At 69.5% G+C, this 22,048-nt stretch carries 22 protein-coding genes; 13 read left to right on the top strand and 9 right to left on the bottom strand.

The features are described from left to right. Positions 1-119 precede the first annotated feature (119 nt). Complete coding sequence (murJ, locus tag O7610_RS21745; protein WP_281552338.1) at positions 120-1,901, bottom strand: murein biosynthesis integral membrane protein MurJ; 1,782 nt, start codon at positions 1,899-1,901, stop codon at positions 120-122. A 55-nt stretch (positions 1,902-1,956) separates the two neighbouring features. After that, entirely contained in the window at positions 1,957-3,012 is a 1,056-nt protein-coding gene (locus O7610_RS21740) for a hypothetical protein (RefSeq protein WP_281552337.1), read from the bottom strand. A 59-nt stretch (positions 3,013-3,071) separates the two neighbouring features. Here O7610_RS21740 and O7610_RS21735 point away from each other — a divergent pair, with 59 nt between their 5' ends. Both O7610_RS21735 and O7610_RS21730 read left to right on the top strand, forming a co-directional pair. Continuing rightward, complete coding sequence (locus O7610_RS21735; protein ID WP_281552336.1) at positions 3,072-4,610, top strand: CCA tRNA nucleotidyltransferase; 1,539 nt, start codon at positions 3,072-3,074, stop codon at positions 4,608-4,610. Positions 4,611-4,739: 129 nt separating this feature from the next. Continuing rightward, positions 4,740-5,540, top strand: coding sequence for a hypothetical protein (locus O7610_RS21730; protein ID WP_289211711.1), 801 nt, complete (start codon positions 4,740-4,742; stop codon positions 5,538-5,540). A 20-nt stretch (positions 5,541-5,560) separates the two neighbouring features. Here the strand turns inward: O7610_RS21730 and O7610_RS21725 are convergent, their stop codons facing one another. Both O7610_RS21725 and O7610_RS21720 read right to left on the bottom strand, forming a co-directional pair. Beyond that, the gene (locus O7610_RS21725) at positions 5,561-5,767 is read right to left on the bottom strand and encodes a hypothetical protein (protein ID WP_281552334.1); all 207 of its coding nucleotides are present in this window, start codon (positions 5,765-5,767) and stop codon (positions 5,561-5,563) included. Between the two features lie 99 nt (positions 5,768-5,866). Beyond that, positions 5,867-6,238 carry a hypothetical protein gene (locus tag O7610_RS21720; RefSeq protein ID WP_281552333.1) on the bottom strand — a complete coding sequence of 124 codons (372 nt, stop codon included), beginning with the start codon at positions 6,236-6,238 and terminating at the stop codon, positions 5,867-5,869. Positions 6,239-6,934: 696 nt separating this feature from the next. Between O7610_RS21720 and O7610_RS21715 the strand changes: the two genes are divergently transcribed. From O7610_RS21715 to O7610_RS21705, 3 genes are all read left to right on the top strand, one after another. Continuing rightward, complete coding sequence (locus tag O7610_RS21715; RefSeq protein WP_281552332.1) at positions 6,935-7,132, top strand: hypothetical protein; 198 nt, start codon at positions 6,935-6,937, stop codon at positions 7,130-7,132. A gap of 120 nt (positions 7,133-7,252) precedes the next feature. After that, positions 7,253-7,867, top strand: a complete 615-nt coding sequence (locus O7610_RS21710; protein WP_281552331.1) for a GNAT family N-acetyltransferase — start codon at positions 7,253-7,255, stop codon at positions 7,865-7,867. Further along, entirely contained in the window at positions 7,833-8,315 is a 483-nt protein-coding gene (locus O7610_RS21705) for a methylated-DNA--[protein]-cysteine S-methyltransferase (protein ID WP_281552330.1), read from the top strand. Before O7610_RS21710 ends, O7610_RS21705 begins: the two co-directional genes overlap by 35 nt. 79 nt (positions 8,316-8,394) lie before the next feature. Here O7610_RS21705 and O7610_RS21700 read toward each other — a convergent pair whose 3' ends face one another. Then, positions 8,395-9,474: an inositol-3-phosphate synthase gene (locus O7610_RS21700; protein WP_281555769.1), complete on the bottom strand. Its 1,080-nt coding sequence runs from the start codon at positions 9,472-9,474 to the stop codon at positions 8,395-8,397. A 23-nt stretch (positions 9,475-9,497) separates the two neighbouring features. After that, positions 9,498-10,166: a PadR family transcriptional regulator gene (locus tag O7610_RS21695; RefSeq protein ID WP_281552329.1), complete on the bottom strand. Its 669-nt coding sequence runs from the start codon at positions 10,164-10,166 to the stop codon at positions 9,498-9,500. 173 nt (positions 10,167-10,339) lie between these two features. Between O7610_RS21695 and O7610_RS21690 the strand changes: the two genes are divergently transcribed. The 3 genes from O7610_RS21690 to O7610_RS21680 all read left to right on the top strand — a co-directional run bounded on the left by O7610_RS21690 (position 10,340) and on the right by O7610_RS21680 (position 15,624). After that, positions 10,340-10,804, top strand: a complete 465-nt coding sequence (locus O7610_RS21690; RefSeq protein ID WP_281552328.1) for a DUF5318 family protein — start codon at positions 10,340-10,342, stop codon at positions 10,802-10,804. 194 nt (positions 10,805-10,998) lie between these two features. Beyond that, positions 10,999-13,851: a transglycosylase domain-containing protein gene (locus tag O7610_RS21685; RefSeq protein ID WP_281552327.1), complete on the top strand. Its 2,853-nt coding sequence runs from the start codon at positions 10,999-11,001 to the stop codon at positions 13,849-13,851. A gap of 144 nt (positions 13,852-13,995) precedes the next feature. Further along, the gene (locus O7610_RS21680; RefSeq protein WP_281552326.1) at positions 13,996-15,624 is read left to right on the top strand and encodes a glycosyltransferase family 87 protein; all 1,629 of its coding nucleotides are present in this window, start codon (positions 13,996-13,998) and stop codon (positions 15,622-15,624) included. Here O7610_RS21680 and O7610_RS21675 read toward each other — a convergent pair. Together O7610_RS21675 and O7610_RS21670 are read right to left on the bottom strand one after the other, a co-directional pair. Continuing rightward, a complete protein-coding gene (locus O7610_RS21675; RefSeq protein ID WP_281552325.1) occupies positions 15,559-17,571 on the bottom strand; it encodes a procyclic acidic repetitive family protein in 2,013 nt (670 codons plus the stop codon). The two genes, O7610_RS21680 and O7610_RS21675, sit on opposite strands and share 66 nt — an antisense overlap. Beyond that, entirely contained in the window at positions 17,568-18,359 is a 792-nt protein-coding gene (locus O7610_RS21670; RefSeq protein WP_281552324.1) for a deoxyribonuclease IV, read from the bottom strand. Before O7610_RS21670 ends, O7610_RS21675 begins: the two co-directional genes overlap by 4 nt. 154 nt (positions 18,360-18,513) lie before the next feature. Between O7610_RS21670 and O7610_RS21665 the strand changes: the two genes are divergently transcribed. From O7610_RS21665 to rplI, 5 genes are all read left to right on the top strand, one after another. Then, positions 18,514-18,771, top strand: a complete 258-nt coding sequence (locus tag O7610_RS21665) for a hypothetical protein (protein WP_281552323.1) — start codon at positions 18,514-18,516, stop codon at positions 18,769-18,771. A gap of 242 nt (positions 18,772-19,013) precedes the next feature. Continuing rightward, positions 19,014-19,304: a 30S ribosomal protein S6 gene (gene rpsF / locus O7610_RS21660; RefSeq protein WP_123606670.1), complete on the top strand. Its 291-nt coding sequence runs from the start codon at positions 19,014-19,016 to the stop codon at positions 19,302-19,304. 82 nt (positions 19,305-19,386) lie between these two features. Next, a complete protein-coding gene (locus O7610_RS21655) occupies positions 19,387-19,920 on the top strand; it encodes a single-stranded DNA-binding protein (protein WP_281552322.1) in 534 nt (177 codons plus the stop codon). Positions 19,921-19,963: 43 nt separating this feature from the next. Further along, positions 19,964-20,203: a 30S ribosomal protein S18 gene (gene rpsR / locus O7610_RS21650; RefSeq protein ID WP_091551811.1), complete on the top strand. Its 240-nt coding sequence runs from the start codon at positions 19,964-19,966 to the stop codon at positions 20,201-20,203. A gap of 14 nt (positions 20,204-20,217) precedes the next feature. Then, complete coding sequence (gene rplI / locus O7610_RS21645; RefSeq protein WP_281552321.1) at positions 20,218-20,667, top strand: 50S ribosomal protein L9; 450 nt, start codon at positions 20,218-20,220, stop codon at positions 20,665-20,667. A gap of 71 nt (positions 20,668-20,738) precedes the next feature. Here rplI and O7610_RS21640 read toward each other — a convergent pair whose 3' ends face one another. Beyond that, complete coding sequence (locus O7610_RS21640) at positions 20,739-22,001, bottom strand: hypothetical protein (protein ID WP_281552320.1); 1,263 nt, start codon at positions 21,999-22,001, stop codon at positions 20,739-20,741. Positions 22,002-22,048: the final 47 nt, after the last annotated feature.

Genomic DNA, 22,048 nt, shown 5'->3' with positions numbered 1-22,048 from the left:
ACACTCCGACACCGCCCGTAACGAGGATCCTGGTTCTGAGTTATCCACAGGCGCTGACCTGGTGTCGAGCGTGTCCAACCCGGTTATCCACAGGTTGGTCCACAGGCTGATCTCGACGGTCAGCGGCCGAGGCGACGGCGCACCATCGCCAGCACGTCGACGATCTCGCGGATCCGCAGGACCACCGCCAACCCGAGGTAGACCAGCCCGACGGCGGCACCGCCGCCGACGAGTTGCAGGATCGCCAACGGCTGGCTCGGCGTGTCACCACCCGGCAGCAGCGTGACGACAAGCCACCCGGCCAGGGCGGCACCGCTGGCCGCCAGCGCCACCTTGCCGAAGGTGACCATGATTCCGCCGAACCCGATCCGACCGACCCGGCGACGCAGCAACCAGGCCGACAGCACCGCCGCCGCCAGGTACGAGACCCCGTTGCCGATCATCAGGCCGGCCGCCGCGAACTGCACCGACAGGGCGACGAACAGCCCGATCTGGACGAGAATCCGCAGCGCCACCACCGGGATGTTGATCAACGCCGGGGTGCGGGTGTCCGGCAGGGCGTAGAAGCCGAAGGTGAACAACTGACTGACCGCGAACGGCACCAGAGCGACCGCCGCCGCCAGCAGCACCACGGCGGTGGCGTCGGCGGCTTCGGTGTCGAACGCGCCGTACCGGAACAAGGAGAAGGAAACCGGGGTGGCCAGCACCGCGTAGCAGACGGCGATCGGCGCGAGTACCGCCGTCACCGTCCGGGTGCCGCGCGCCAGGTCGACGGCCATGTCCGCGTAGCGGCCGTCGGCAGCGGCCGAGCTCATCCGCGGCATCAGCGCGGTGATCACCGAGACGGCGACGATGCCGTGCGCCATCATCAGCAGCAGGAACACGTTGTTGTAGATCAGCGGGCCGGCTTCGTCCTCGTCGCCCGCCCGGTTCAGCAGGTTGAACACCACCACCAGGCCGAGCTGGCTGACCGCCACGTAGCAAAACATCCAGACCCCGAGCCGACCCAGTTCGGCGAGGCCCAATTGGCGGAAGTCGAACCGCCAGCGCCACCGGAAACCGACCTTGCGCAGCGCCGGGACCAGGCCGGCGGCCTGCACCACCACGCCGAGCAGGGTGCCGCCGCCGAGCAGCACGATCCGGCCGGGGGTCATCTCGTCCGGTTCGATGATCCGGGCACCGAAGATCGCGATGTACGTGCCCAGGGTGGCGATCACCACCAGGTTGTTGAGGATCGGTGCCCACATCGGCGCCGCGAAGTGCCCCCGGGTGTTCAACAACGCACTGACCAGCGCCGACAACCCGGTGAAGAAGATCATCGGCAACATCAGGTACGACAGCAGAGTGACCAGGTCACGGAACTCCTCCGTGGTGCGGTCACTGGAGTAGAGCAGCGTCAGCAGCGGTGCCGCCGCCATCGCGACCAGGGTGGCGACGGCCAGCGCCAGCACCGCCAGCGACAGCAGCCGCTGCGCGTACGCCTGACCGCGGTCCGGGTCCGACTTGCGTCGCCGCACCAGCACCGGCACCAGGACGCTGGTCAGGATTCCGCCGAGCAGGAACTCGTAGACCATGCCGGGGAAGATCTGCGCCGTGGTGTAGGCGTTACCGACCAGCGATCCGCCGAGCGCCGCCGCCAGCACCAGCGTCCGCAGAAAGCCGGTGCCCCGGCTGACCAGGCTGCCCAGCGCCATGACCGCGCTGTTGGTGGCGGCGCTGCCGCCCTCCTGCGGCTCCTGCACCGCCGGGTCCGGCATGGCCGCCGGCGGCTCGGACGGTGGCGCGGTCGACTCCACTACCGGCTGGCCGCCCGGTCCAACGGAGATCAGCGTGGCGCCGTCCGGCTCCGGGCCGCCCCGACCGGGGTCGGCGTTCGTGCTCCGGTACAACCCGCTACTCATCGGACCTCCACCCCGCCGGTACGCCGGAACCGCCGCGCCGGACGCAGGCTCGAGCCTATCGGCCGTCGTCGTCGGCCGGGACGATGCCCGACAGTGCGTCGACCACCCAGGCGGCCTCGGCCGGCACCACCGGCTCGGTCAGCGCGTCCAGCAGCGTCGGATGGTCGCAGCCGGCCTCGGCCAGCGTCCGACCGAGTACCGGCACCACCGCCAGGTCGCCGGTGTCGCGGGCCCGCCGGGCCAGTTCGGCCACGGCCGGCGTACGCCGCCACGGCGTGTCGAGCAGCCGGCGGTGCCGGGCCGCCGCGCGGCGTACCAACTCGGTGATCTCGTCGAACGGGAAGGACTCCGCACCGAGGACGCGGGCCGGTGCGCCAGGGCCGTCCGGCTGCCCGGCGGCCACCCACCCCCAGCCGACGGCGTACCGCCAGTGTGTCCGGGCGCCGTGGTCGAGATGGTCACGTACCTGCCGGGCCACCGACTCGTCGTCGAGGATCCGAGGGTCGACCGTGGCCGGTGCCGGCCACCAGGACGGGTCGGCGAACAGCTCCAGCGGCGGCTGCACCGGACCCGCCGTCGTCGCCGACGCGTCGGCGACGCCCGGCTCGCCCGCCGGGCCGTCGCCAGAGGTCGCCGGGCCATCAGGTGTTGCCGGGTCTTCGGTTCCCGACGGCTCGTCGCGGCGCAGTGCGCGCAGCGCGGTGGCCAGCATGGTGGCTGCCCGGTCCGCCGCCGGCGGGTCACCGGCCGGTGGTGCGTACCGGTGCAGCAGCGCCACCAGCAGACCGGGATGCGGCCACGCCGGATCGTCCAGGGCGAGCAACCGGCCGATCAGGTCCAGCTCCGCCCAGCGCAGCACCGCCGCGTACGGCCGGCCCGGATCCAGCCGGGCCAGCGGCAGCGGTTCGGACGCCCCCGGTTGGCGCAGGCCGAGCAGGCATTCGCCGTACCCGAGATCGATCTCCAGCACCAGGCCGTAGCCGTCGGCGACCGGCAGCACCACCCGGGTCTGCGCGTGGTGGGCCGGTGCGGGTCCGGCCACCGGCGGCAGGTACGCCGCCCAGAAGGTCGGATCGGTGGTCAGGCTGGCCAACGGTTCGGGAATCGGCACGGTGACTCATCCTGCCCGGCGGGGGCGGCGACGGCCACAGCGGCTACTCTGGCGATCCCATGTCCGAAACCTCCGCGCCTCGCGCCACCGATGCCCGCGCCACCGATCGTCGGGCCCCTGACGCTCGTGCCACCGTCGGGTCCGACCGCACCGCGGCGACCCCGGGCGATCTGACCGCCGTGCAACGCAACGCCGTCACCGAACTGCTCCGGGTCTCCCCGGTCGCCGACGAACTCGGCAACCGGTTCGCCGCCGCCGGCCACGAGCTGCACCTGGTCGGCGGCTCGGTCCGCGACGCGCTGCTCGGCCGACTCGGCAGCGACCTGGACTTCTGCACCGACGCGCACCCGGACCAGACCCTGGGGGTGCTCAAGGGCTGGGCGGAGGCGATCTGGGAGACCGGCCGTGAGTTCGGCACCATCGGTGCCCGGCGGGGTGGGATGACCCTGGAGATCACCACCTACCGGGCGGAGGCCTACGACGGGGTGACCCGCAACCCGGTGGTCGCCTACGGCACCAGTCTCGCCGACGACCTGCGGCGGCGCGACTTCACCATCAACGCGATGGCGGTCAGCCTGCCCGAGCACCGGTTCACCGACCCGTACGGCGGGGTCAGCGATCTGGCCGCGAAGATCATCCGTACCCCGGGGACGCCGCAGGACTCGTTCGGCGACGACCCGCTGCGGATGCTACGGGCCGCCCGGTTCGCCGCGCAGCTGAGGTTCGCCGTGCATCCGGACGTCCGCGCGGCGATGGCCGCCATGGCGGCCGACCTGGACCGGATCACCGCCGAGCGGATCCGGGACGAGTTCAGCAAGCTGCTGTGCGGCGCCGACCCGGTCGCCGGGTTGCGGCTGCTGGTCGACTCCGGGCTGGCCGACCGGTTCCTGCCGGAGCTGTCCGGGCTGCGGCTGGAGATCGACGAGCACGCCCAGCACAAGGACGTGTACGAACACACGCTGACCGTGGTGAGCAACGCCGTCCGGCTGGAGAGCGACGGCTGCGACTTCGTGCTGCGGATGGCGGCGCTGATGCACGACGTCGGCAAGCCGGCGACCAAGGCGGTCGGGTCGGACGGCCGGGTCAGCTTCCACCACCACGAGGTGGTCGGTGCCCGGATGACCCGGCACCGGATGAAGGCGCTGCGCTACCCCAAGGAGGTCACCACCCAGGTGGCCAAGCTGGTCGGCCTGCACCTGCGGTTCTACGGGTACGGCCGGGGCGAGTGGACCGACTCGGCGGTCCGCCGCTACGTCACCGACGCCGAGGATCTGCTGCCCCGACTGCACAAACTGACCCGGTCCGACTGCACCACCCGCAACCGGCGCAAGGCCGCCGCGCTGGCCGCCGACTACGACGCGCTGGAGGAGCGGATCGCCCGGATCCAGGCCGAGGAGGATCTGGCCCGGGTCCGCCCCGACCTGGACGGCAACGCGATCATGGAGCTGCTCGGCGTACCGCCGGGACCGGTCGTCGGTCGGGCCTGGCGGCACCTCAAGGAGACCCGGCTGGAGCGCGGGCCGCTGGACCGCGACGAGGCCGAGGCGGAGCTGCTGCGGTGGGCACGGGCCGAAGGGATCCTGCCCGACGCCGGTTAGCCACCCGTCACGCCCGGACCGGTGGTTACCGGGCGTTGTGCCGCTCGACTACCGTCGCAGGACGGACGGGTGCGGCGATCTTGCTGGCGGTCGCGCGCCACCGACAGCTGATCAACCGGGAGGGCCCAGATGCAGCCGTGTGCGGTCTGCGGCGGTGCGTCCGTCAACCAGGCCGGCTACTGCCTCCAGTGCGGTACGTACCGCGGTGTTCCGTCCAGCCAGGCCGGCTACCCCGGACACCCGCCGCAGCAGCCACCGGCACCGGTCTACCCGGGCAGCGGCGCGCCGAGCTATCCGGGCTACCCGATGGCGCCGCAGCCGCCCGACCGCGGCCGGTCCTACCTGGTCCCGCTGGTGGCCCTCGGCGCGACGTTCGTCGTACTGGTGGCGGCGATCGGCGTGCTGATCGCGGTCCGCAGCGCTGGCGACGGCAACCGGGTCACGGCCGATCCGAGTGCCTCCCCGACCCCCGACGCCTCGCCGACCCCGAGGGAAGCCTCGCCGCCGCTGGTGGACCCATGCGTGGTCGGCAGCTGGCAGGTGGACTCGTACGAGGAGGACATCGCGCTGGACGAGCCGTTCGGCAGGACCACGTTCACCGGCGTCGGCCCCGGTGCCCGGGTCGAGCTGCGCGAGGACGGATCGGGCACCACCGACTACGGCGACGGCACCACCTTCGAAGGATTCGTAGCCGGGACCGTCGTCACCCTCACCATCAGCGGACGGGTCACCTACCGCTTCCGTGCCCTGGAGGGCACGGTCTCCTTCAGCGACGTCGACGCGGACGGCACGGTCACGTTGAGCGCCCCGGGTGTCGACTCGGAGAGCCAGGCCCTGATCGTCGAGTTCGACCCGGCCAGCTACCAGTGCGACGGCGACACCATGACACAGCGCACGACGCTCCACACCGCAGAGATGTCCAAGCGCTGAGAGTCAGGTGACAAGTCCACTCAGCAGTTCGCCGTCCGGTACCGCCGCGCCGGCCGGGTCCCGTAGTAGCGCTCGCAGTGGATGTCCTGAACCCACGGGTCGGAAGCGAGCGACATCAGCTGTGACCGCAGCTCGTGGTCGCTGTCCACGATGATGCTCTCGACGTAGTCCTCGCGGAGGAGCCGTCGTGGGCCCCAGGTGACCTGGAGCCGCCACCGTCGGCCCAATTTAAGGTCAAGCGTCCTGGTCTGGGACATTAGTGTTCCTTTCTCGTAAGATTGGTGATGCCGTCGTCAGATGGCGGGCGTCGAGGGCGGCCAGCCTGGTCAGCCGGGGCGCCGGCCGGATCGAGTGCGGGGATGCGGCGTCGGTGTCAGGAGACGCAGCCCGACGAAGAAGACGCAGACACCGGCCAGAGCCGTCGCTGCCAGGGTCAGCCACCAGTACGGTACGGACGCCGCACGGCAGACCGCAGCCACCACGACCGTGGTGAGCAGAGTCGACGCGCAGACAATCGCCAGGTTGATCGTTTGGTGGAGTTGTCCCTTGACCTCGACGGCGCCGCGCAGGGTCAGCAAGCGGTTGCGGACGCTGACCGTCATCTTGTCGGGCTGTATCGGGACCTGTTCAGCCTTGGCGCTGGGCTCCTCGTGTGCGAGGTCGATCTCCCGGGTGTCCCGCTGGGCTCCGTCTGCCATCCGTACTTCTCGCATCCTCGTAGCAGAGTGAACTGAACGTGATCGGTCTTCGTGTAGCAGTCTATGCAACTGAGAGTGCCTCATGGTGTGTGAGACACGCTGACGATACACGCATGAAGCACGTATCTGGCTGCCATAACTCGTCGGATCTAGGGGTGACTGATGTGTCACTCAATGTGATTGGACTCTGGGTTGGCCGTCGAATCGATCCCTGATGACCGGTCGCGGAGCGTATTCATCCGCTTCGGGTAAAGCCGAGGGCACACCTGTCGTGGTCGAGGGCTGTGGGATGTGAAACTTGAGATTGATTCGCTACTCAGGAAGCGCTAGCTTGACCGGACCAAGATCTAGCAGGTTGGTGGATGTCAGATCGTATGTCTGAGGTACATCACTCATACGCAAGAGGGGCACGTATTCGATGCAGATGTGGCATCATCTACAACGTACGCCCGTTCGGTTACCCTGAGTGGCGGCGTGCGTGGGGCCAATGGTCCTGATTGTCGGGACGACGTCCGTGACCAGCTCGTCACGCAAAGGAGACAGGCAGTCATGAGTCCACTACCAAATGCTCCTGACGGAGTGCGATCGGCCGCATCGGGTCGGCCCTCGAACGGTTCGACCGAACACACCGGTACCGGGGGCCGCCGCGAGGAGTCCTCCACAGCCGGGACTGCGGCTGTCGGAGCGCTGACCCGCGTGACGGCGAACTTCACTCCGAGGGCGATCTCGGCCTTGGAGAAGATCGCCGGTGAGACCGGCGATTCCAAGACCGACATCCTCAACCGGTCCGTGCTGCTCTACGACGCGATCCTCGATGCGGTCGAACGTGAGGGCGGTGCCCTGCACGTTACCTACCCGGACGGCACCCGCGAGCGGTTACGGTTCATCGGCTGACGAGATCCAGCCGAGCCCAGGTCTGCCAGGCCGGTCGCGCTGCGTCCCAGGTGACGCCGGCGGGGATCGGTCGGGCCTCGAGCTGTCGTCCAGCTGCCGGTCCGATGGGACAATCGGCGGGTGCAGGTGCTCGTCCGCTCGGTGCCGACCCCCGCCGACCTGGCCGCGATTCGGCAGCTCGACACATCGTTCGTCGCCACCTCGATGTACCACGTCGTGGCCGGTACCGACGGTTTCACGCTGCGGGAGGTGCCGGTGTCGCCGCCGGTGCGCAAACGGTACGACCTGACCGAAGGAGTCACCGAGGGCGGTCGGCCGTGGGACCTGTACGCGCTCGCGATCGACGGCGACCAGCCGGTCGGCTTCATGGCGACCACCTACCAGCGGTGGAACGGGCGGCAGGTGGTCAATGAGCTGCACGTGGCCCCGGCGTACCGTCGGCGCGGGGTGGCCCGGGAGCTGATCGGCATCGCCCGGGTCACCGCCCGGGAGAACGCCGCCCGGGAGATCTGGTTGGAGACCCAGAACGTCAACGTCGCGGCGGTACGCGCGTACCGCCGGCTCGGCTTCACCCTGAGCGGTATCGACACCACCCGTTACCCGCCGCCGTACGCCGACGAGGTGGCCCTGTTCATGTCGGCCGCGGTGCCGCCCGCACCCGGTGACCCGGCCAGTCAGCCGACCGGCGGACAATCGGCGGATGCGATGGGCGGTGCTGGACTCACCGATCGGTGAGCTGTCGGTGGCGGTCGACGACGTCGGCGTGTGCCGGGTGCTGTTCGGGCGTACCGACGAGGTGGTCGACACCGCGCCGACGGACCCGGTGCTGTGCGCGGCGCTCGACCAACTGCGCGGCTACTTCGCCGGTGCGTCCACCGGTTTCACGGTGCCGCTGTCGGTGCGGCGGGGCACGGAGTTCGAGCGGGCCGTGTGGCGGCGGATGACCGACATCCCGTACGGACAGACCGAAACCTACGGTGCGGTCGCTGCGGCGGTGGGCGACCCGCAGGCGGCGCGGGCGGTCGGAGTGGCCTGCAACCGCAACCCGATCCCGGTGATCGTGCCCTGCCACCGGATCGTCGGGGCCGGCGGCAAGCTGGTCGGCTTCGGCGGCGGGCTGCCCCGCAAACGGCACCTGCTGGAGCTGGAGGCGGCGGTGGCGCTGCGGCAGGCATGGACCTGAGCGCGGCGCGGGCGGCCCCGCTACAGCAGCGGGACCGCCCGGCGACGCGAGGTGCCGATCGGCCGGCGAACGGCCGGGATCAGCGCTCGATCTTGTTGACGATGAAGTCCTCGACCGCCTGGCGGGCGTCGTGGTCGGCGTACTGCTCCGGCGGCGACTTCATGAAGTAGGACGAGGCCGACAGGACCGGGCCGCCGACGCCCCGGTCGAGGGCGATCTTCGCCGCGCGCAGCGCGTCGATGATCACGCCGGCGGAGTTGGGTGAGTCCCAGACCTCAAGCTTGAGTTCGGCGTTCAGCGGGGTGTCACCGAACGAGCGGCCCTCCAGCCGGATGTACGCCCACTTGCGGTCGTCGAGCCACGGCACGTGGTCGGACGGGCCGATGTGCACGTCGCTCTTGGCCATTTCGTGCGGCACCTGGGAGGTCACCGACTGGGTCTTCGAGATCTTCTTGGAGACCAGCCGGGTGCGCTCCAGCATGTTCATGAAGTCCATGTTGCCGCCGAAGTTCAGCTGGTACGTGCGCAGCAGCTCGACGCCCCGGTCCTCGAACAGCTTGGCCAGGGCCCGGTGCACGATGGTTGCGCCGACCTGGCTCTTGATGTCGTCGCCGACGATCGGCAGCCCGGCGTCGGTGAACTTCTGCGCCCAGACCGGGTCCGAGGCGATGAACACCGGCAGGGCGTTGACGAAGGCGCAACCGGCGTCGATGGCGGCCTGCGCGTAGTGCCGGGCGGCCTGCTCGGAGCCGACCGGCAGGTAGCAGACGACCACCTCGGCGCGCGCGTCGCGCAGCGCCTGGGCGATGTCGACCGGCTGCTGGTCGGATTCCTGGATGACCTCCTGGTAGTACTCGCCTACCCCGTCGAGGGTGGGGCCACGCTGCACCAGCACCCCGGTGGGCGGTACGTCGCAGAAGGTGATGGTGTTGTTCTCGCTGGCGTTGATCGCCTCGGCGAGGTCCATGCCGACCTTCTTGGCGTCCACGTCGAACGCCGCGACGAACTCCACGTCCGATACGTGGTAGTCGCCGAAGGTGACGTGCATGAGACCCGGAACGCGGTCGTTGGGGTCGGCGTTGCGGTAGTACTCCACGCCCTGGACCAGGGACGAGGCGCAGTTTCCGACACCGACGATGGCGACGCGGACGGAGCCCATCGCGTTTGCCTCCTTCTTGTTCTTCACGGCCGCTCCGGCTCGTCTCCGGGCTGTCCGGGCGGAGCCTCCCTGGTCTGTCCAGGCGGGGGCGGATCGTTCTCTGCGGGTTCGAACTTCATGGGATCGGGGTGGCCGGTGCGTGGGGCCCGGCCGGACCGCTCGCTGGCGATCAGCTCCTCCAGCCACCGGACCTCGCGTTCGCAGGCGTCGAGTCCGTGCCGCTGGAGTTCGAGGGTGTACGCGTCGAGCCGTTCCGCGGCTCGACCGAGCACCTCGCGGAGCCCTTCCCGGCGCTCCTCGATCTTGCGCCGCCGCCCCTCCAGGATTCGCAGCCGGGTGGCCCGGTCGGTCCGGGAGAAGAAGGCGAAGTGCACGCCGAACCCGGTGTCCTCGTAGGTCTCCGGACCGGTCTGGGCGATCAGGTCGGCGAACCGTTCCTTGCCTTCGGCGGTGATGGTGTAGACGACCCGGCCGCGGCGGCTGGTCAGTGCCGGGATCTCCGCGTCGGTGGTCGTGGGGTCGTCGGCTTCGGCGATCAGGCCGTTGGCCTGCAGCCTGCGCAGGGTGGGATACAGCGAGCCGTAGCTGATCGCGGCACGGATCGCCCCGAGCTTGGCGGCGAGTTCCTTACGGAGCTCGTAACCGTGCATAGGGGACTCCTGAAGCAGGCCGAGGATGGCGAGTTCGAGCACGCTGCCCCTCCTACCTCGTGGTCTGCCCGGCTTCGTCGACCCGATGTATCGAGCCGATACATCGACACGGTAGACGGAAACCAGACACCGGGCAAATGGTTCCTTGCGTACGGTCGGCTACTGATCGTGACCGTAGTCGCCAAGGTCAGCGGGGACCGCGTACGCTCGTGGCCATGCGTTCGCAGCGTCAGGTCGTCGACTACTCGCTTCAGCGGCGAGCAGTGCTGCGCGAGGTGTTCGCCGGCCGGGTGAGCAGCCATGAGGTTTGCGATGCCTCGCCATACCTGAAGAGTGCTGCCCGGTACCACGGCGAGTCGACCGACGAGAGCTGCCCGATCTGTCACCGCGAGAACCTGACCCACGTGCACTACATCTATGGCGATGAGCTGAAGCAGTCCGCCGGACAGGCCCGAAACCGGGCCGAGTTGTCGCTGCTGGCGATGACGCTGCGTGAGTTCCAGGTGTACGTCGTCGAGGTGTGTCGCGTCTGCAACTGGAACCACCTGGTGGAGCAGTATCTTCTCGGCCGGGACGGTCTAGGTGCCGCCGGCGGTGACGGCGAGGCTGACGGCGCGATCGCCGTGTCCGGCGGCGGCCGTCCATCGATGACCAAACGAAGGCGAGAGGCCCAACGGTGAACCTGATTGCCCGGTCGCTGCGTAGGCACCAGAGAGTAGGCAGGGCAAGGTTACTGGTTGACCGGACAAGTCACGATATTTCTGATGAAGTGGCTTTCGGCTGCTGGTGTCGCTCCGGCACCGGTAGTGGGCCAACTCACGGCAGACCGGTGGTGGCGCTGGAGCGCACCACCGCAACCGGCAGGGTGTGACACATGAACTCGTACGGCGACCCCAACTCCGCCCACGGGCGTGCCTACAGTCCAGGCAGCGGTGGCGGATACGGATCCGAGCCGGATGACTACCACTGGGCCGGGACGGACGACGCCGGGCCGGCCCGCGGCCCCTCCGCGCGGGGCGACTCCGACGCGGGTCGGTACGGCGGAGATGCTTCCCGTGGACCGGCCAACCCCGGCGCCGGTCGGGCCTCGGTCGGTGGCCGGGCTCCGGTCAGCGGCGCCTCCGCCGGACGGGCCTCCGCCGGACGAGCGTCGGTCGGCGGCGGTCCAGCCGGTCGGGCCTCGGTCGGTGGCCGGGCTCCGGTCAGCGGTGGCGCCCCGGTCGGTGGCAGCGCCTCGGTCGGCGGTGCCGCCGGCCGTTCCGGAGTCGGCCGGGCGACCGTCGGGCGGGCCAGCGTACGACCGGTCTCGCCGGCCGGTGAGTTCGGCGGAGGTCCCGGCGGTCCGGGTGGTCCCGGCGGACCCGACGGCCCGTCCGGTCCGGGACGCCGTGGCCGGGGCGGCCGCGGCAGCGACCCTGCCGCAGCGAAACGGGCCAAGCAGCGTCGGCGGATCAACCTGCTGATCGCGTCGTTCGCGGTCCTGATCATGCTCACCGGTGGTGCCGTCGTCGGCGGCACCTACTACTCCACGACAGTGGCCCTGCCCGAGGAGCTGCCGCTTCCGCTGGCCAGCACGATGTACGCCAGCGACGGCACCACCCGGATCGCCAAGCTGGGCGAGTTCAACCGGGTGTTCGTCACCGTCGACCAGATCCCCGAGCACGTGCAGCGGGCGGTGGCCTCCGCCGAGGACCGCAAGTTCTACGAGCACTCCGGCGTCGACTACGTCGGTATCGCCCGAGCGGCCTGGAACAACTTCACCGGCGGCACCCGGCAAGGTGCCTCGACGATCACCCAGCAGTACGCCCGGAACGCGATGGACCTGCAGGAGGTCTCCTACGCCCGAAAGGTCCGCGAGGCGGTGCTGGCCTCGAAGCTCACCGACCGGTACGACAAGTCCGAGATCATGGGCTTCTACCTGAACACGATCTACTTCGGCCGCGGCGCGTACGGCATCGAGGCCGCCGCACAGCAGTACTTCGGCAAGTCGGTCGCCGACCTGTCGGTCGCCGAGGGGGCGGTGATCGCGGCGGTCATCAAGCAGCCGGAGCCGGACGCAACCACCGGGCACCAGGGCTACGACCCGGCAGTCAACGAGGCCGACGCCAAGGTCCGCTGGGAGTACGTGATCGGTGGCATGGTCGAGATGGGTTGGCTGCCCGAGGCCGAGCGACCGACCGAGTACCCGGAGATCCGGCAGGTCGACCCGAACAGCTGCATCATCGACTGCGGGATCAACACCCCCGAGGGCAACGTCATCAACTACGTCCGCGACGAGATGGTGCAGATGGGCATCTGCACGCCGGACACCTGCTCGCAGGAGCTGCGGCAGGGCGGCTACCGCGTCGTCACGACGATCGACGCGAAGATGCAGGACGCTGCGGAGAAGGCGATCTGGCGTAAGGCCAAGGGGTCGGCTATGGAGGGCCAGCCGGAGAACCTGATGGCGGCGATGGTCGCGATCGATCCGGAGACCGGCCGGGTGCTCGCCTACTTCGGCGGCGACAACGGCACCGGGCATGACTACGCCGGCCGCAACTACGAGAACGGCCAGTGGACCGGCGGCCACTCACCCGGCTCGACGTTCAAGATCTACACATTGGCCGCCGCCCTGGACAACGACATCTCGGTCGACTCGCACTGGACGGCCAAGCCGTTCAAGGTCGAGGGCACCGAGATCCAGGTGCAGAACGCCGGCCGGAACGCCAGCTGTGGCGAGTGGTGCTCGCTGGAGTTTTCCACCGTCCAGTCCTACAACGTGCCCTTCTACCACGTCACCGAGCAGATCGGTGCCGACAAGGTGGTCGGGATGGCCAAGGCGGCCGGCGTCGGCACCATGTGGAACACCGCCGACAACAAGCCGTACGACCTGACCACGGCCGACCCGAAGGAGGTCGCCCCGTCGCCGTTCTTCAACGTGGTCGGGTACGGGCAGTACCCGGTGACCGTGCTCGACCACGCCAACGGGGTGGCGACGCTGGCCAACCGTGGGGTCTACAACAAGGCCCACTTTGTGATCTCGGTGGAGAAGAAGAACCTGGTCAGCGGTGAATGGGTGACGGCCGGTGGCGAGCAGCTCAAGCCGGAGCAGCGGATCCGGCAGGAGGTGGTGGCGGACCTGACCGACGTGCTGACCCAGATCCCGAACAACATCAACAGGGACCTCAACGGCGGGCGTCCGGTCGCCGGCAAGACCGGCACCTGGGAGCTCAACGAGTCCAGCGGCGAGAACGGCGACGCCTGGATGGTCGGGTACACGCCGCAGATCGCGACAGCAGTGTGGGTCGGCAACGTCGGGGACCGCGAGGCGATCCGCGACAAGAACAACAACAAGATCGGTGGTAGTGGACTGCCCGCCATCATCTGGCAGCGCTTCATGAACGAGGCGCACAAGGGGATGGACGTCGAACAGTTCCCGGCTGCCCGGGAGATCGGCAGCGTCGACGCCGGCAACGGCAAGTCCCCGGCACCGCCGCCGCCGGACCCGGAAGAGCCGGGACAGGGCGGGATCTGTGACGGCCCGCTGGGCGACCTGTTCTGCCCAGGCCGCGGAAACAACAACGGCGACCAGGACGATGACGAAGGTGACCCCACCCGTACTCCCGGTAACGGTGCCGACCCCAACGACGGTGACGACCAGGGTGGCGACGGTGGCATCGGGTTCGACTTCGGCGGTGGTGCCGGCGGCACCACGGTGCCGCCGACGCTGCCACCGCCGACACGCTGATCGACGGACGTAGATAGGCAACTGCCGCGCCGGCCGGTGACCAGGTCAACTGACCTGGTCACCGGCCGGCGCGGTAGTTAGCTGAACTCGACATGCCGGTCCTGGGCAGACGAAAGCAGGTCGAGTACGGCAGGATGCCTGTTCATGAGCGTGCACTCGCCGAACGGTATCGATGGAGTTGAGCGGGCCGAGCAACCCGGACCGGCCACCGCAGCCGAGGGCGAGACGGTCGAGCGGCCGCCAGTCGACCACCCGTCGCGCGCTGACCGGTTCGTCCGCGGCCTCTCTGAAGCGATCGGTGGTCCGCTGGGCCGGCACGCCGCCGGGCAGGACCGTGCCGCCGGTCGGCCCGGCCGGTTCTGGACCGCCGCCCGGATCGTGCTCGCACTGATCTGCCTCAGTCTCGCCGCGCACTGGGTGCAGAAGTCGCCCTGCATGGACGGTGCCTGGCAGGACAACGTCCAGTACACCCGGTTCTGCTACACCGACGTGCTCGCCCTCTACTACGCCGAAGGGCTCAACGAAGGCAAGATCCCCTACTTCGACCACCCTGTCGAGTACCCGGTGGTGACCGGCTACTTCATGGGCGTACTCGGGCTGCCGGTGCACGCGCTCGGCGCGGACCGGCCCGAGCTCAACCAGGCGATGTGGTTTTACAACGCCAACGCCCTGGTGCTCTGCGCGCTGGGGGTGGCCGCCGTGGCGGCGATCCTCGCCCTGCGCCGCCGCCGGCCGTGGGACGCCGCGATGTTCGCCCTCGCCCCTGCGCTGGTGCTGACCGCCACCGTCAACTGGGACATGCTGCCGATCGGGTTCGCGATGTTCGGCCTGTTCGCCTGGGTGCGGCAACGCCCACTGCTCGCTGGCGTACTGCTCGGCATCGGCGGCGCCGCCAAGATGTGGCCGCTGTTTCTGCTCGGACCGATCCTCGTCCTCGGCCTGCGGTCGGCCCGGATCCGGGCCACCGCCACCGCGATCGTCGCGGCGGTCGGCACCCTGGTCGCGGTCAACCTGCCGGTCTACCTCTTCGCCCACGACGGGTGGCGGCGGTTCTTCGAACTCAACTCCGAACGGCCGATCGACTGGGGAACGCTCTGGTACATCGGACGTTACCTGGACGGCAAGTGGGCCGGTGGCACGCCCGGCGACCAGGGCCCGTTCCAGTGGCTCAGCGACCACATTCCGACGTTGAACACCCTGTCGTACGTCCTGTTCGGTCTGGCCTGCCTCGGCATCGGCGCGTTGGGAGTGTTCGCGCCGCGCCGGCCCCGGCTGGCCGCGTTGGCCTTCCTGGTGGTCGCGGCGTTCCTCATCTTCAGCAAGGTCTGGTCACAGCAGTTCACCTTGTGGCTGTTGCCGCTGATCGTGCTGGCCCGGCCGCGCTGGGGTGCCTTCCTCGCCTGGCAGGCCGCCGAGGTCGGCTACTTCCTCGCCTTCTACGGGCAGTTGCTCGGCACCGCGACCGGCAGCCAGGTCATTCCGGAAGGGGTCTTCGTGCTGGCCGCCACGCTGCGGCTCGGCACGGTGGTGGCGCTGTGCGTGTTCGTGATCCGCGACATCCTCCAGCCGGAGCAGGACGTCGTGCGCCGCAACTACTCCGACGACCCGGACGGTGGCGTCTTCGACGGCGCGCCGGACGCCGGCTGGGTGCCCAGGGTCCGCCGCTGGTTCAACGACGAACGCGAACCCCGGTCGGCAGCCGGAGAATCACAGCCGGTAGACGACGGTGTCGCCGATGTCGACCCGGTCGATGCCGAGCCCGTCAACCGGTAGGTCGACGGTGGTCTGCCACGGCGTGCCAAGCACCTGGTCACGCCGGAGCACCACGGTGCGTACGCCCAGCTCCCGCAGGTACCCGATGCTGGACCGGTCGGGGAACGTCCGGGTGACCTCCCGTACCTCGGCCAACTGGTCCGGAGTGAAGCCGCTGCCGCCGTTCACCACCGGCTGGAACCGGGTCGTCGACCAGAGCATCACGTGCTGGTCGAGATTCTGGCTGCTGGGCAGCACCAGGATCGGACCGTCGTCGACCCGCATGATCTGCGGCTGCTCGGGCACCTCCGGGTGCGGGGTGACGTTCAGCCCCTCTACCAGGACCAGCAGCAGGGGCAGCAGGGTAGCCAGCCGCAGCAGCGCGCCGGGCCGTTCGGTAACCCGTTGCCGGGCGATGTCGTCGACTCGGCCGACGAACGCCGCCACCGCGCCGGCGGCGAGGATCGCCAGCAGCAGCGTGGTCCACAACATCATCCGGCCCGGTGTGCGAATCCCGTCCCAGCCGGGTACGTACTCGAAGAGCAGACCGTAGCTGTAGGTGCCGTCGAAGAAGCTGCTGCCCATCGCCAGGATCCCGGTGAGCAGCACCCCGGCGAGCAGCAACAACCGTTGCCGCCACGTCCAGATGGACAGCACCAGCCCGGCGAGCGCCAGCGCGTACAGCACGAAGCCGGGCAGCAGGGTCATCTCCGGATGCCAGGGCAGTGCCGCGCGGGCGTCGGCGTGCCGGTCGCCCCAGATCAGCGACTCCGCCGGCGCGGTGAAGAACCCGGACACCGGCGGCGAGTACGCGGCCAGGTCGTCCATGGTCCGGGCGGCGTTCGGGTGCAGCTCGGCGACCCGGAAGTACGGGATCGCCAGCAGCACCCCGACGGCGGTGAACAGCGCGCCGCCGGCCAGGTCGGTGAGCAGCAGTACGGCTCCGAACGGCTTCCGCTGCGGCCAGAACCAGGTACGCCGGACCAGGTACATGGCCAGTGAGACCAGGCAGATGACCGCCAGGATGTAGATGAACGGCAGTCCGATACCGAATCCGAGGCTCACCTGCCAGGCCGCGGTGAGCCAGCCGGCCAGCGCCCAGCTGACGCTGCGCCGCTGCGGTCGGTAGCCGTACCGCAGTGACCAGCCGTGCCCCCGGGCCAGCATGGCCAGCGCCAACGGGATGCCACCGTTGGAGACGATGTGCAGGTGCCCGGCCTGGGACAGCAGCCACGGCGCGTACGCGTAGCCGGCCGCACCGACGGCTGCCGCGGTCCGCCCGGTGCCGAGCTGGCGGATCAGCGCGTACGCGCCGAGCGCCGCCAGCGCGTGGGCCAGCACGAAGATGATGTTGTAGCGCAGGACCGCCGCTACCGGCCCTTCTCCGATCATGCCGGCGGGCGCGTAGCCGAGCAGGGTGTCGGAGAAGGCGAAGCTCCACGACTGCGGGTAGAAGGTGTTCGACTGCCACAGCTGGGTGGGGTCGGTCAGCAGGATGTGCCCGGACCAGGCCATCTGCCAGGCCTGCAAGGTCGGATCCCAGGTGTCCTGCGGGATCGTGTAGAGCGGGTAGCGCAGCGTGGGCCAGGTCATCGCCACCGCGACGACGAGCGCCGCGACGGTGGCCAGGCTCCATTCGTGGATCAGTACCCGGACGACGGCCCGCCGGGCCCGCACCAGCCGACCCGGCGGGCGTTGCGGCGCGGGACCGAACGCAGTGAACGGATCGGCAGGCGGCTCAGGCTTGGTTTCCGGCGGGTCGTCGGTCGGCTCAGGCTTGGTTTCCGGCGGGTCGTCGGTCGGCTCAGGCTTGGTTTCCGGCGGGTCGTCGGTCGGCTCGGCCTCCGGCCGGCCCGCTGTCGTTTCGTCGAGCTGTTGTTCGGTGCCGTTGGTCGATGCCGGGTCGGGGCGGACCGGGTCGGCCGTGCTGGCCTGGTCGCCGTCGGCGGCTGCTCGCTTGCCGGTCATCGGGTCGTGTCCTGCTGCCCCAGCCGATCACGCAGGAAGGCGATGTCCGCCGCCTGGCCGTCGGTGCCACCCGGAGTCTCGACGATGACCGGCGCGTCGGCGGATCGGATCACCGCGACGATCAGTTCCGGGTCGATCATGCCGGCCTGGAGGTTCTCATGGCGGTCCCGGCTGCTGTCGAAGGCGTCCTTGGACCCGTTGGCGTGGATCAGGTCGATCCGGCCGGTGATCGCCTTGATCCGGTCGACGATGCCGAGCAGATCCTCACCTGCGGCGTGGGCGTGGCAGGTGTCCAGGCAGAAACCCGGACCGAACTCGCCGATCGTGTCCCACAGTCGGGCCAGCGCGTCGAACCGTCGGGCGCAGGCGTTCTCGCCGCCTGCGGTGTTCTCGATCAGTACCGGAACCGGAAAGCCGCCCTGGTCCCGCGCATAGGCGAACGTCTTGCGCCAGTTGTCGAAACCCACCGCCGCGTCGTCGCCCCGGCTGACGTGGCCGCCGTGCACGATCAGACCCTTCGCCCCCACCTGGCGGGCACCGGTGGCATGGCTCAGCAGGAGCTTGCGACTCGGAATCCGGATCCGGTTGTTCGAGGTGGCGACGTTGATCACGTACGGAGCATGCACGTACCGGTCCACGTCCGAGCTGGCCAGCTGATCCGCGTCGGTGCGCGGCTGCGGGGCCTTCCAGCCCTGCGGGTCGGAGAGGAAGAACTGGACCGCGTCTGCCCGGCGGTCGGCGGCTGCGGTGAGCGGGTCGCTGGGGTCGACGTGGGCTCCGATACGCATGGGCCGAGCCTACGTGGCAAGCCTGACGATCCGGGCACCGGCGGCTCGCGCCGACCACCGGTTCGTACCGGTGGACAGGGGCCGGCCCGTCCGGCGAGCCGGTCGCGTCACCGCCGCCACCCGCGGTCGTTGCTCCGGGTAGAGAACCGGCCCGGTGTCTCCGCCGGTCGGCGCCGGCACCGACGTCTTCGTGCTGGGACCGGCACCGACGTTCGTGCTGGGAGAGTACGTGCCGATAGAACTGTCGCTCGCGCACGGTGTGGCGGCCTCCTGGCTCGCCGGTCTGACCGGACAAGATCATCCAATCGGACTATTGGCGCTCCTTGCGCTAATTGCCGTGATAGGCGTGTCTGTAGCGGCAATAAGGGTTATAGTTGTGCAACACGGGCAGAGGTTCAAGCACCTGCCCTGACCAGCGCACAACTGCACAGGCTCCGCGGGGCGCCTCACGTCCAACCTCGTCGGTGTGGTCGTTCCTCCCCAGGTCCCACCCAAAGAATGCGGACAGGGGGCGCCCCGCGGCTCGTACGCTCAGCCGGCTATTCTTGTCCGGTTACGTCGACGTCAGTTGCCTGACTGGTCGTCGGCGTCACGACGCTGGACCTCCTGCCACGGAAGGACCGTGGCCGTCAGCCCACAGGAGGTGAGTACGTCTTGCGTCATTACGAGATCATGGTCATCCTCGATTCCAGCCTTGAAGAGCGTACGGTCGCGCCCTCGCTCGACACGTACCTCAACGTGATCCGCACCGCCGGAGGCTCGGTCGAGAAGCTCGACGTCTGGGGCCGCCGTCGCCTCTCCTTTGAGATCAACAAGAAGGCGGAAGGCATCTACGCGGTCATCGATCTGCAGGCCACCCCGGATGCTGTCGCCGAGCTCGACCGCCAGTTGCGACTCAACGAGTCGGTGCTGCGCACCAAGGTCATTCGGCCGGAGACGCGCTGACCGCGTCCCACCGGTCCGCCCGACAGCCTTCGTCGGTCCTGTCACACGGCTCTGGCAGCCTGGTGACGAGGACGTCGACCGAGTGCGCGAGGAGATGGTCATGGCAGGAGATACCACCATTACGGTCATCGGCAACCTGACCGATGACCCTGAGTTGCGCTTTACTCCGTCGGGAGCAGCGGTCGCCAAGTTCCGGGTGGCCTCGACCCCCCGGTACATGGATCGCGCCTCCGGCGAGTGGAAGGACGGCGAGCCGCTCTTCCTTTCCTGCACGGTGTGGCGCCAGGCGGCGGAGCACGTCGCCGAGTCGCTCCAGCGGGGTGCCCGGGTGATCGTCTCGGGTCGGCTGCGGCAGCGGTCGTACGAGACCCGTGAGGGCGAGAAGCGGACCGTCATCGAGTTGGAAGTCGACGAGATCGGCCCGTCGCTGCGGTACGCCACCGCGAAGGTGCAGAAGATGTCCCGCTCCGGCGGTGGCGGCTTCGGCGGCTCTGGCGGCTCTGGCGGCGGTGGCAACCAGGGCGGCGGCTTCGACGACCCATGGGCCACGGCCGCGCCGGCCGCCTCGTCCGCCCGTTCGGGCGGCGGGAACTTCGACGAGGAACCTCCATTCTGATATGGCTTCCAACGCCCGCGATCGCAAACCAGGAGCACGAGCAATGGCCAAGGCTGCGGCACTTCGCAAGCCGAAGAAGAAGGTGAACCCGCTCGACAAGGACGGGATCACCTACATCGACTACAAGGACACCGCGCTGCTGCGCAAGTTCATCTCCGACCGGGGCAAGATCCGTGCCCGGCGGGTGACCGGAGTGACCTCCCAGCAGCAGCGGCAGATCGCCCGTGCGGTCAAGAACGCCCGCGAGATGGCGCTCCTGCCGTACACCACGACGGCCCGCTGAGCGGAGGCACCGATATGAAGATCATCCTCACGCAGGAGGTGTCTGGGCTCGGCTCCCCCGGGGACATCGTCGAGGTGAAGAACGGCTACGGCCGTAACTACCTGCTCCCCCAAGGGTTCGCGATCTCCTGGACCAAGGGTGCCGAGAAGCAGGTCACCTCGATCAAGCGGGCCCGTTCCGCCCGGGAGATCCGCGACCTCGGGCACGCCAACGAGGTCAGAGGTCAACTGGAGAGCCTGAAGGTCACCCTGACCGCCCGGGCCGGCGAAGGCGGTCGACTGTTCGGCTCGGTCACCCCGGCCGAGGTCGTCGACGCCGTCCGTACCGCTGGTGGTCCGGTCCTGGACCGGCGGCGGCTGGAACTGCCCGGCCACATCAAGTCGGTCGGCACCTACCCGGTGAAAGTCAAGCTGCACCCGGACGTCACCGCCAAGTTCGACCTCAGCGTGCTGCAGGCCCGGTAGCTCCGGCAGGCACAGCGCGCGAGACATCCGGCTCAGGGGTCACACCAGACGGTGTGGCCCCTGAACCATGTTCAGCGCAAAGTGCTGGAGACGACGACCGGATCCCCAGACCCGAGGTAGAAGATGCCCGGGTAGCCGGCGGTGGCGAAACCGTGACTGGTGTTGCGGCGCAGCACTGAATCTGTCAGTTCGAGCGTGCCGGACCGGTCGTTGCTGACAAAGAAGATGGCCCCGCCACCTTCCCGCGCCTCGTTGTCGGCGATGACGGTGCCGGCGATGGAGACGGTGAACCGGTTGCCGTCGGCGTAGATCGCCCCGCCACTACCGCCGCCCGGGGTGCCGGGCTTGGCTGGATTCGCACCGTTGCCGGTCGCCGAGTTGTGCGTCAGCACACTGTTCAGCACGGTCCACGAGACACCGATGCTGCTCAACGCTCCGCCGTTGGCACACACCCCGCCGTCGCCGGGCGCCCCGCCGAAGGTGCTCTGCACCACGTACACCGGCTGGTCCTGCCACTGGTCCAGCACCCGGATCGCCGCGCCCCCGAGGTCCGGTCCGGTCGGGTCGCAGCGGTTACCGACGAACCGGGAGTTGACCACCCGGAACTGGCCGCCCCGGACGAAGATTGCGCCGCCGCCACCACCGTCGACCTGCTCACCGGTGGAATCGCCGTCGGCGAAGGTCAGGTTCTGCACGACCAGTTCGGGATGGTCCTGATCGTTGCAGTGCGAGGTCGTCCAGCCCTGCGCCTCGTCGCAGGTGTTCATGTACAGAATTCGTCGTTGTCCGCCGCCGCTGAGGGTGACCAGCCCGCCGCCGTCCAGCACCACCTGCCGACTGGCCGCGTTGCGGACCTTCGCCGTCCGGTCCATCGTGATCACCACCGGCTTAGGCCCGCAGGCGAAGGTGATGATTCCGCCGGCCGCGACCGCTTCGACGACCGCCTGGGAGGTGCAGCTGGCCGACGTACCGTCGCCGATCGTGCGGGTCGGCCGGCTGGTGTCCACCGCGCGGGCCCGCGCCGGCACCTGAGCTCGTCCGTCGGGGTTGCCGGCTGCCGGACCGGCCACCGGCGGCCGGTCGGGAGCCTTCGACGGCATCGGTGCCGCACCCAGCCCCGCCGCGCCGGACGGTGGTGGCGTGCCATCCGACGGGGTAGCGGCCGGCACGGCGGTACCGGACGACGCCTCGGACGGCGCCCCGCTGGCAGTAGGGCCGTCATCGACCGCAGCGTCGTCGCCGGCCGCGCCGCACCCGGTCACCAGCACCGTCGCCAGTACGGCGAGCAGTGGCCCGGTCACGGTCAGGTTGATCCTCTGGCTGCGGCTGAACACCGGTCGATCCTAGGAGCACGGCACCCGCGACGACCAGCGCGAACAGT

The sequence above is a fragment of the Solwaraspora sp. WMMA2065 genome (assembly GCF_030345075.1).
In the GTDB taxonomy this organism is placed as follows: Bacteria; Actinomycetota; Actinomycetes; order Mycobacteriales; family Micromonosporaceae; genus Micromonospora_E.
Note: the sequence above shows the minus strand (reverse complement) of the source record. Positions and strands in the feature narration are given on the sequence as shown.

What these genes read in the sequence shown, in the direction of transcription:
- murJ (WP_281552338.1), bottom strand. Translation starts at nt 1,901, where the DNA reads ATGAGTAGCGGGTTGTACCGGAGCACGAACGCCGACCCCGGTCGGGGC.
- O7610_RS21735 (WP_281552336.1), top strand. Translation starts at nt 3,072, where the DNA reads ATGTCCGAAACCTCCGCGCCTCGCGCCACCGATGCCCGCGCCACCGAT.
- O7610_RS21730 (WP_289211711.1), top strand. Translation starts at nt 4,740, where the DNA reads ATGCAGCCGTGTGCGGTCTGCGGCGGTGCGTCCGTCAACCAGGCCGGC.
- O7610_RS21720 (WP_281552333.1), bottom strand. Translation starts at nt 6,238, where the DNA reads ATGGCAGACGGAGCCCAGCGGGACACCCGGGAGATCGACCTCGCACAC.
- O7610_RS21705 (WP_281552330.1), top strand. Translation starts at nt 7,833, where the DNA reads ATGCGATGGGCGGTGCTGGACTCACCGATCGGTGAGCTGTCGGTGGCG.
- O7610_RS21700 (WP_281555769.1), bottom strand. Translation starts at nt 9,474, where the DNA reads ATGGGCTCCGTCCGCGTCGCCATCGTCGGTGTCGGAAACTGCGCCTCG.
- O7610_RS21690 (WP_281552328.1), top strand. Translation starts at nt 10,340, where the DNA reads ATGCGTTCGCAGCGTCAGGTCGTCGACTACTCGCTTCAGCGGCGAGCA.
- O7610_RS21685 (WP_281552327.1), top strand. Translation starts at nt 10,999, where the DNA reads ATGAACTCGTACGGCGACCCCAACTCCGCCCACGGGCGTGCCTACAGT.
- O7610_RS21680 (WP_281552326.1), top strand. Translation starts at nt 13,996, where the DNA reads ATGAGCGTGCACTCGCCGAACGGTATCGATGGAGTTGAGCGGGCCGAG.
- O7610_RS21675 (WP_281552325.1), bottom strand. Translation starts at nt 17,571, where the DNA reads ATGACCGGCAAGCGAGCAGCCGCCGACGGCGACCAGGCCAGCACGGCC.
- O7610_RS21670 (WP_281552324.1), bottom strand. Translation starts at nt 18,359, where the DNA reads ATGCGTATCGGAGCCCACGTCGACCCCAGCGACCCGCTCACCGCAGCC.
- rpsR (WP_091551811.1), top strand. Translation starts at nt 19,964, where the DNA reads ATGGCCAAGGCTGCGGCACTTCGCAAGCCGAAGAAGAAGGTGAACCCG.
- rplI (WP_281552321.1), top strand. Translation starts at nt 20,218, where the DNA reads ATGAAGATCATCCTCACGCAGGAGGTGTCTGGGCTCGGCTCCCCCGGG.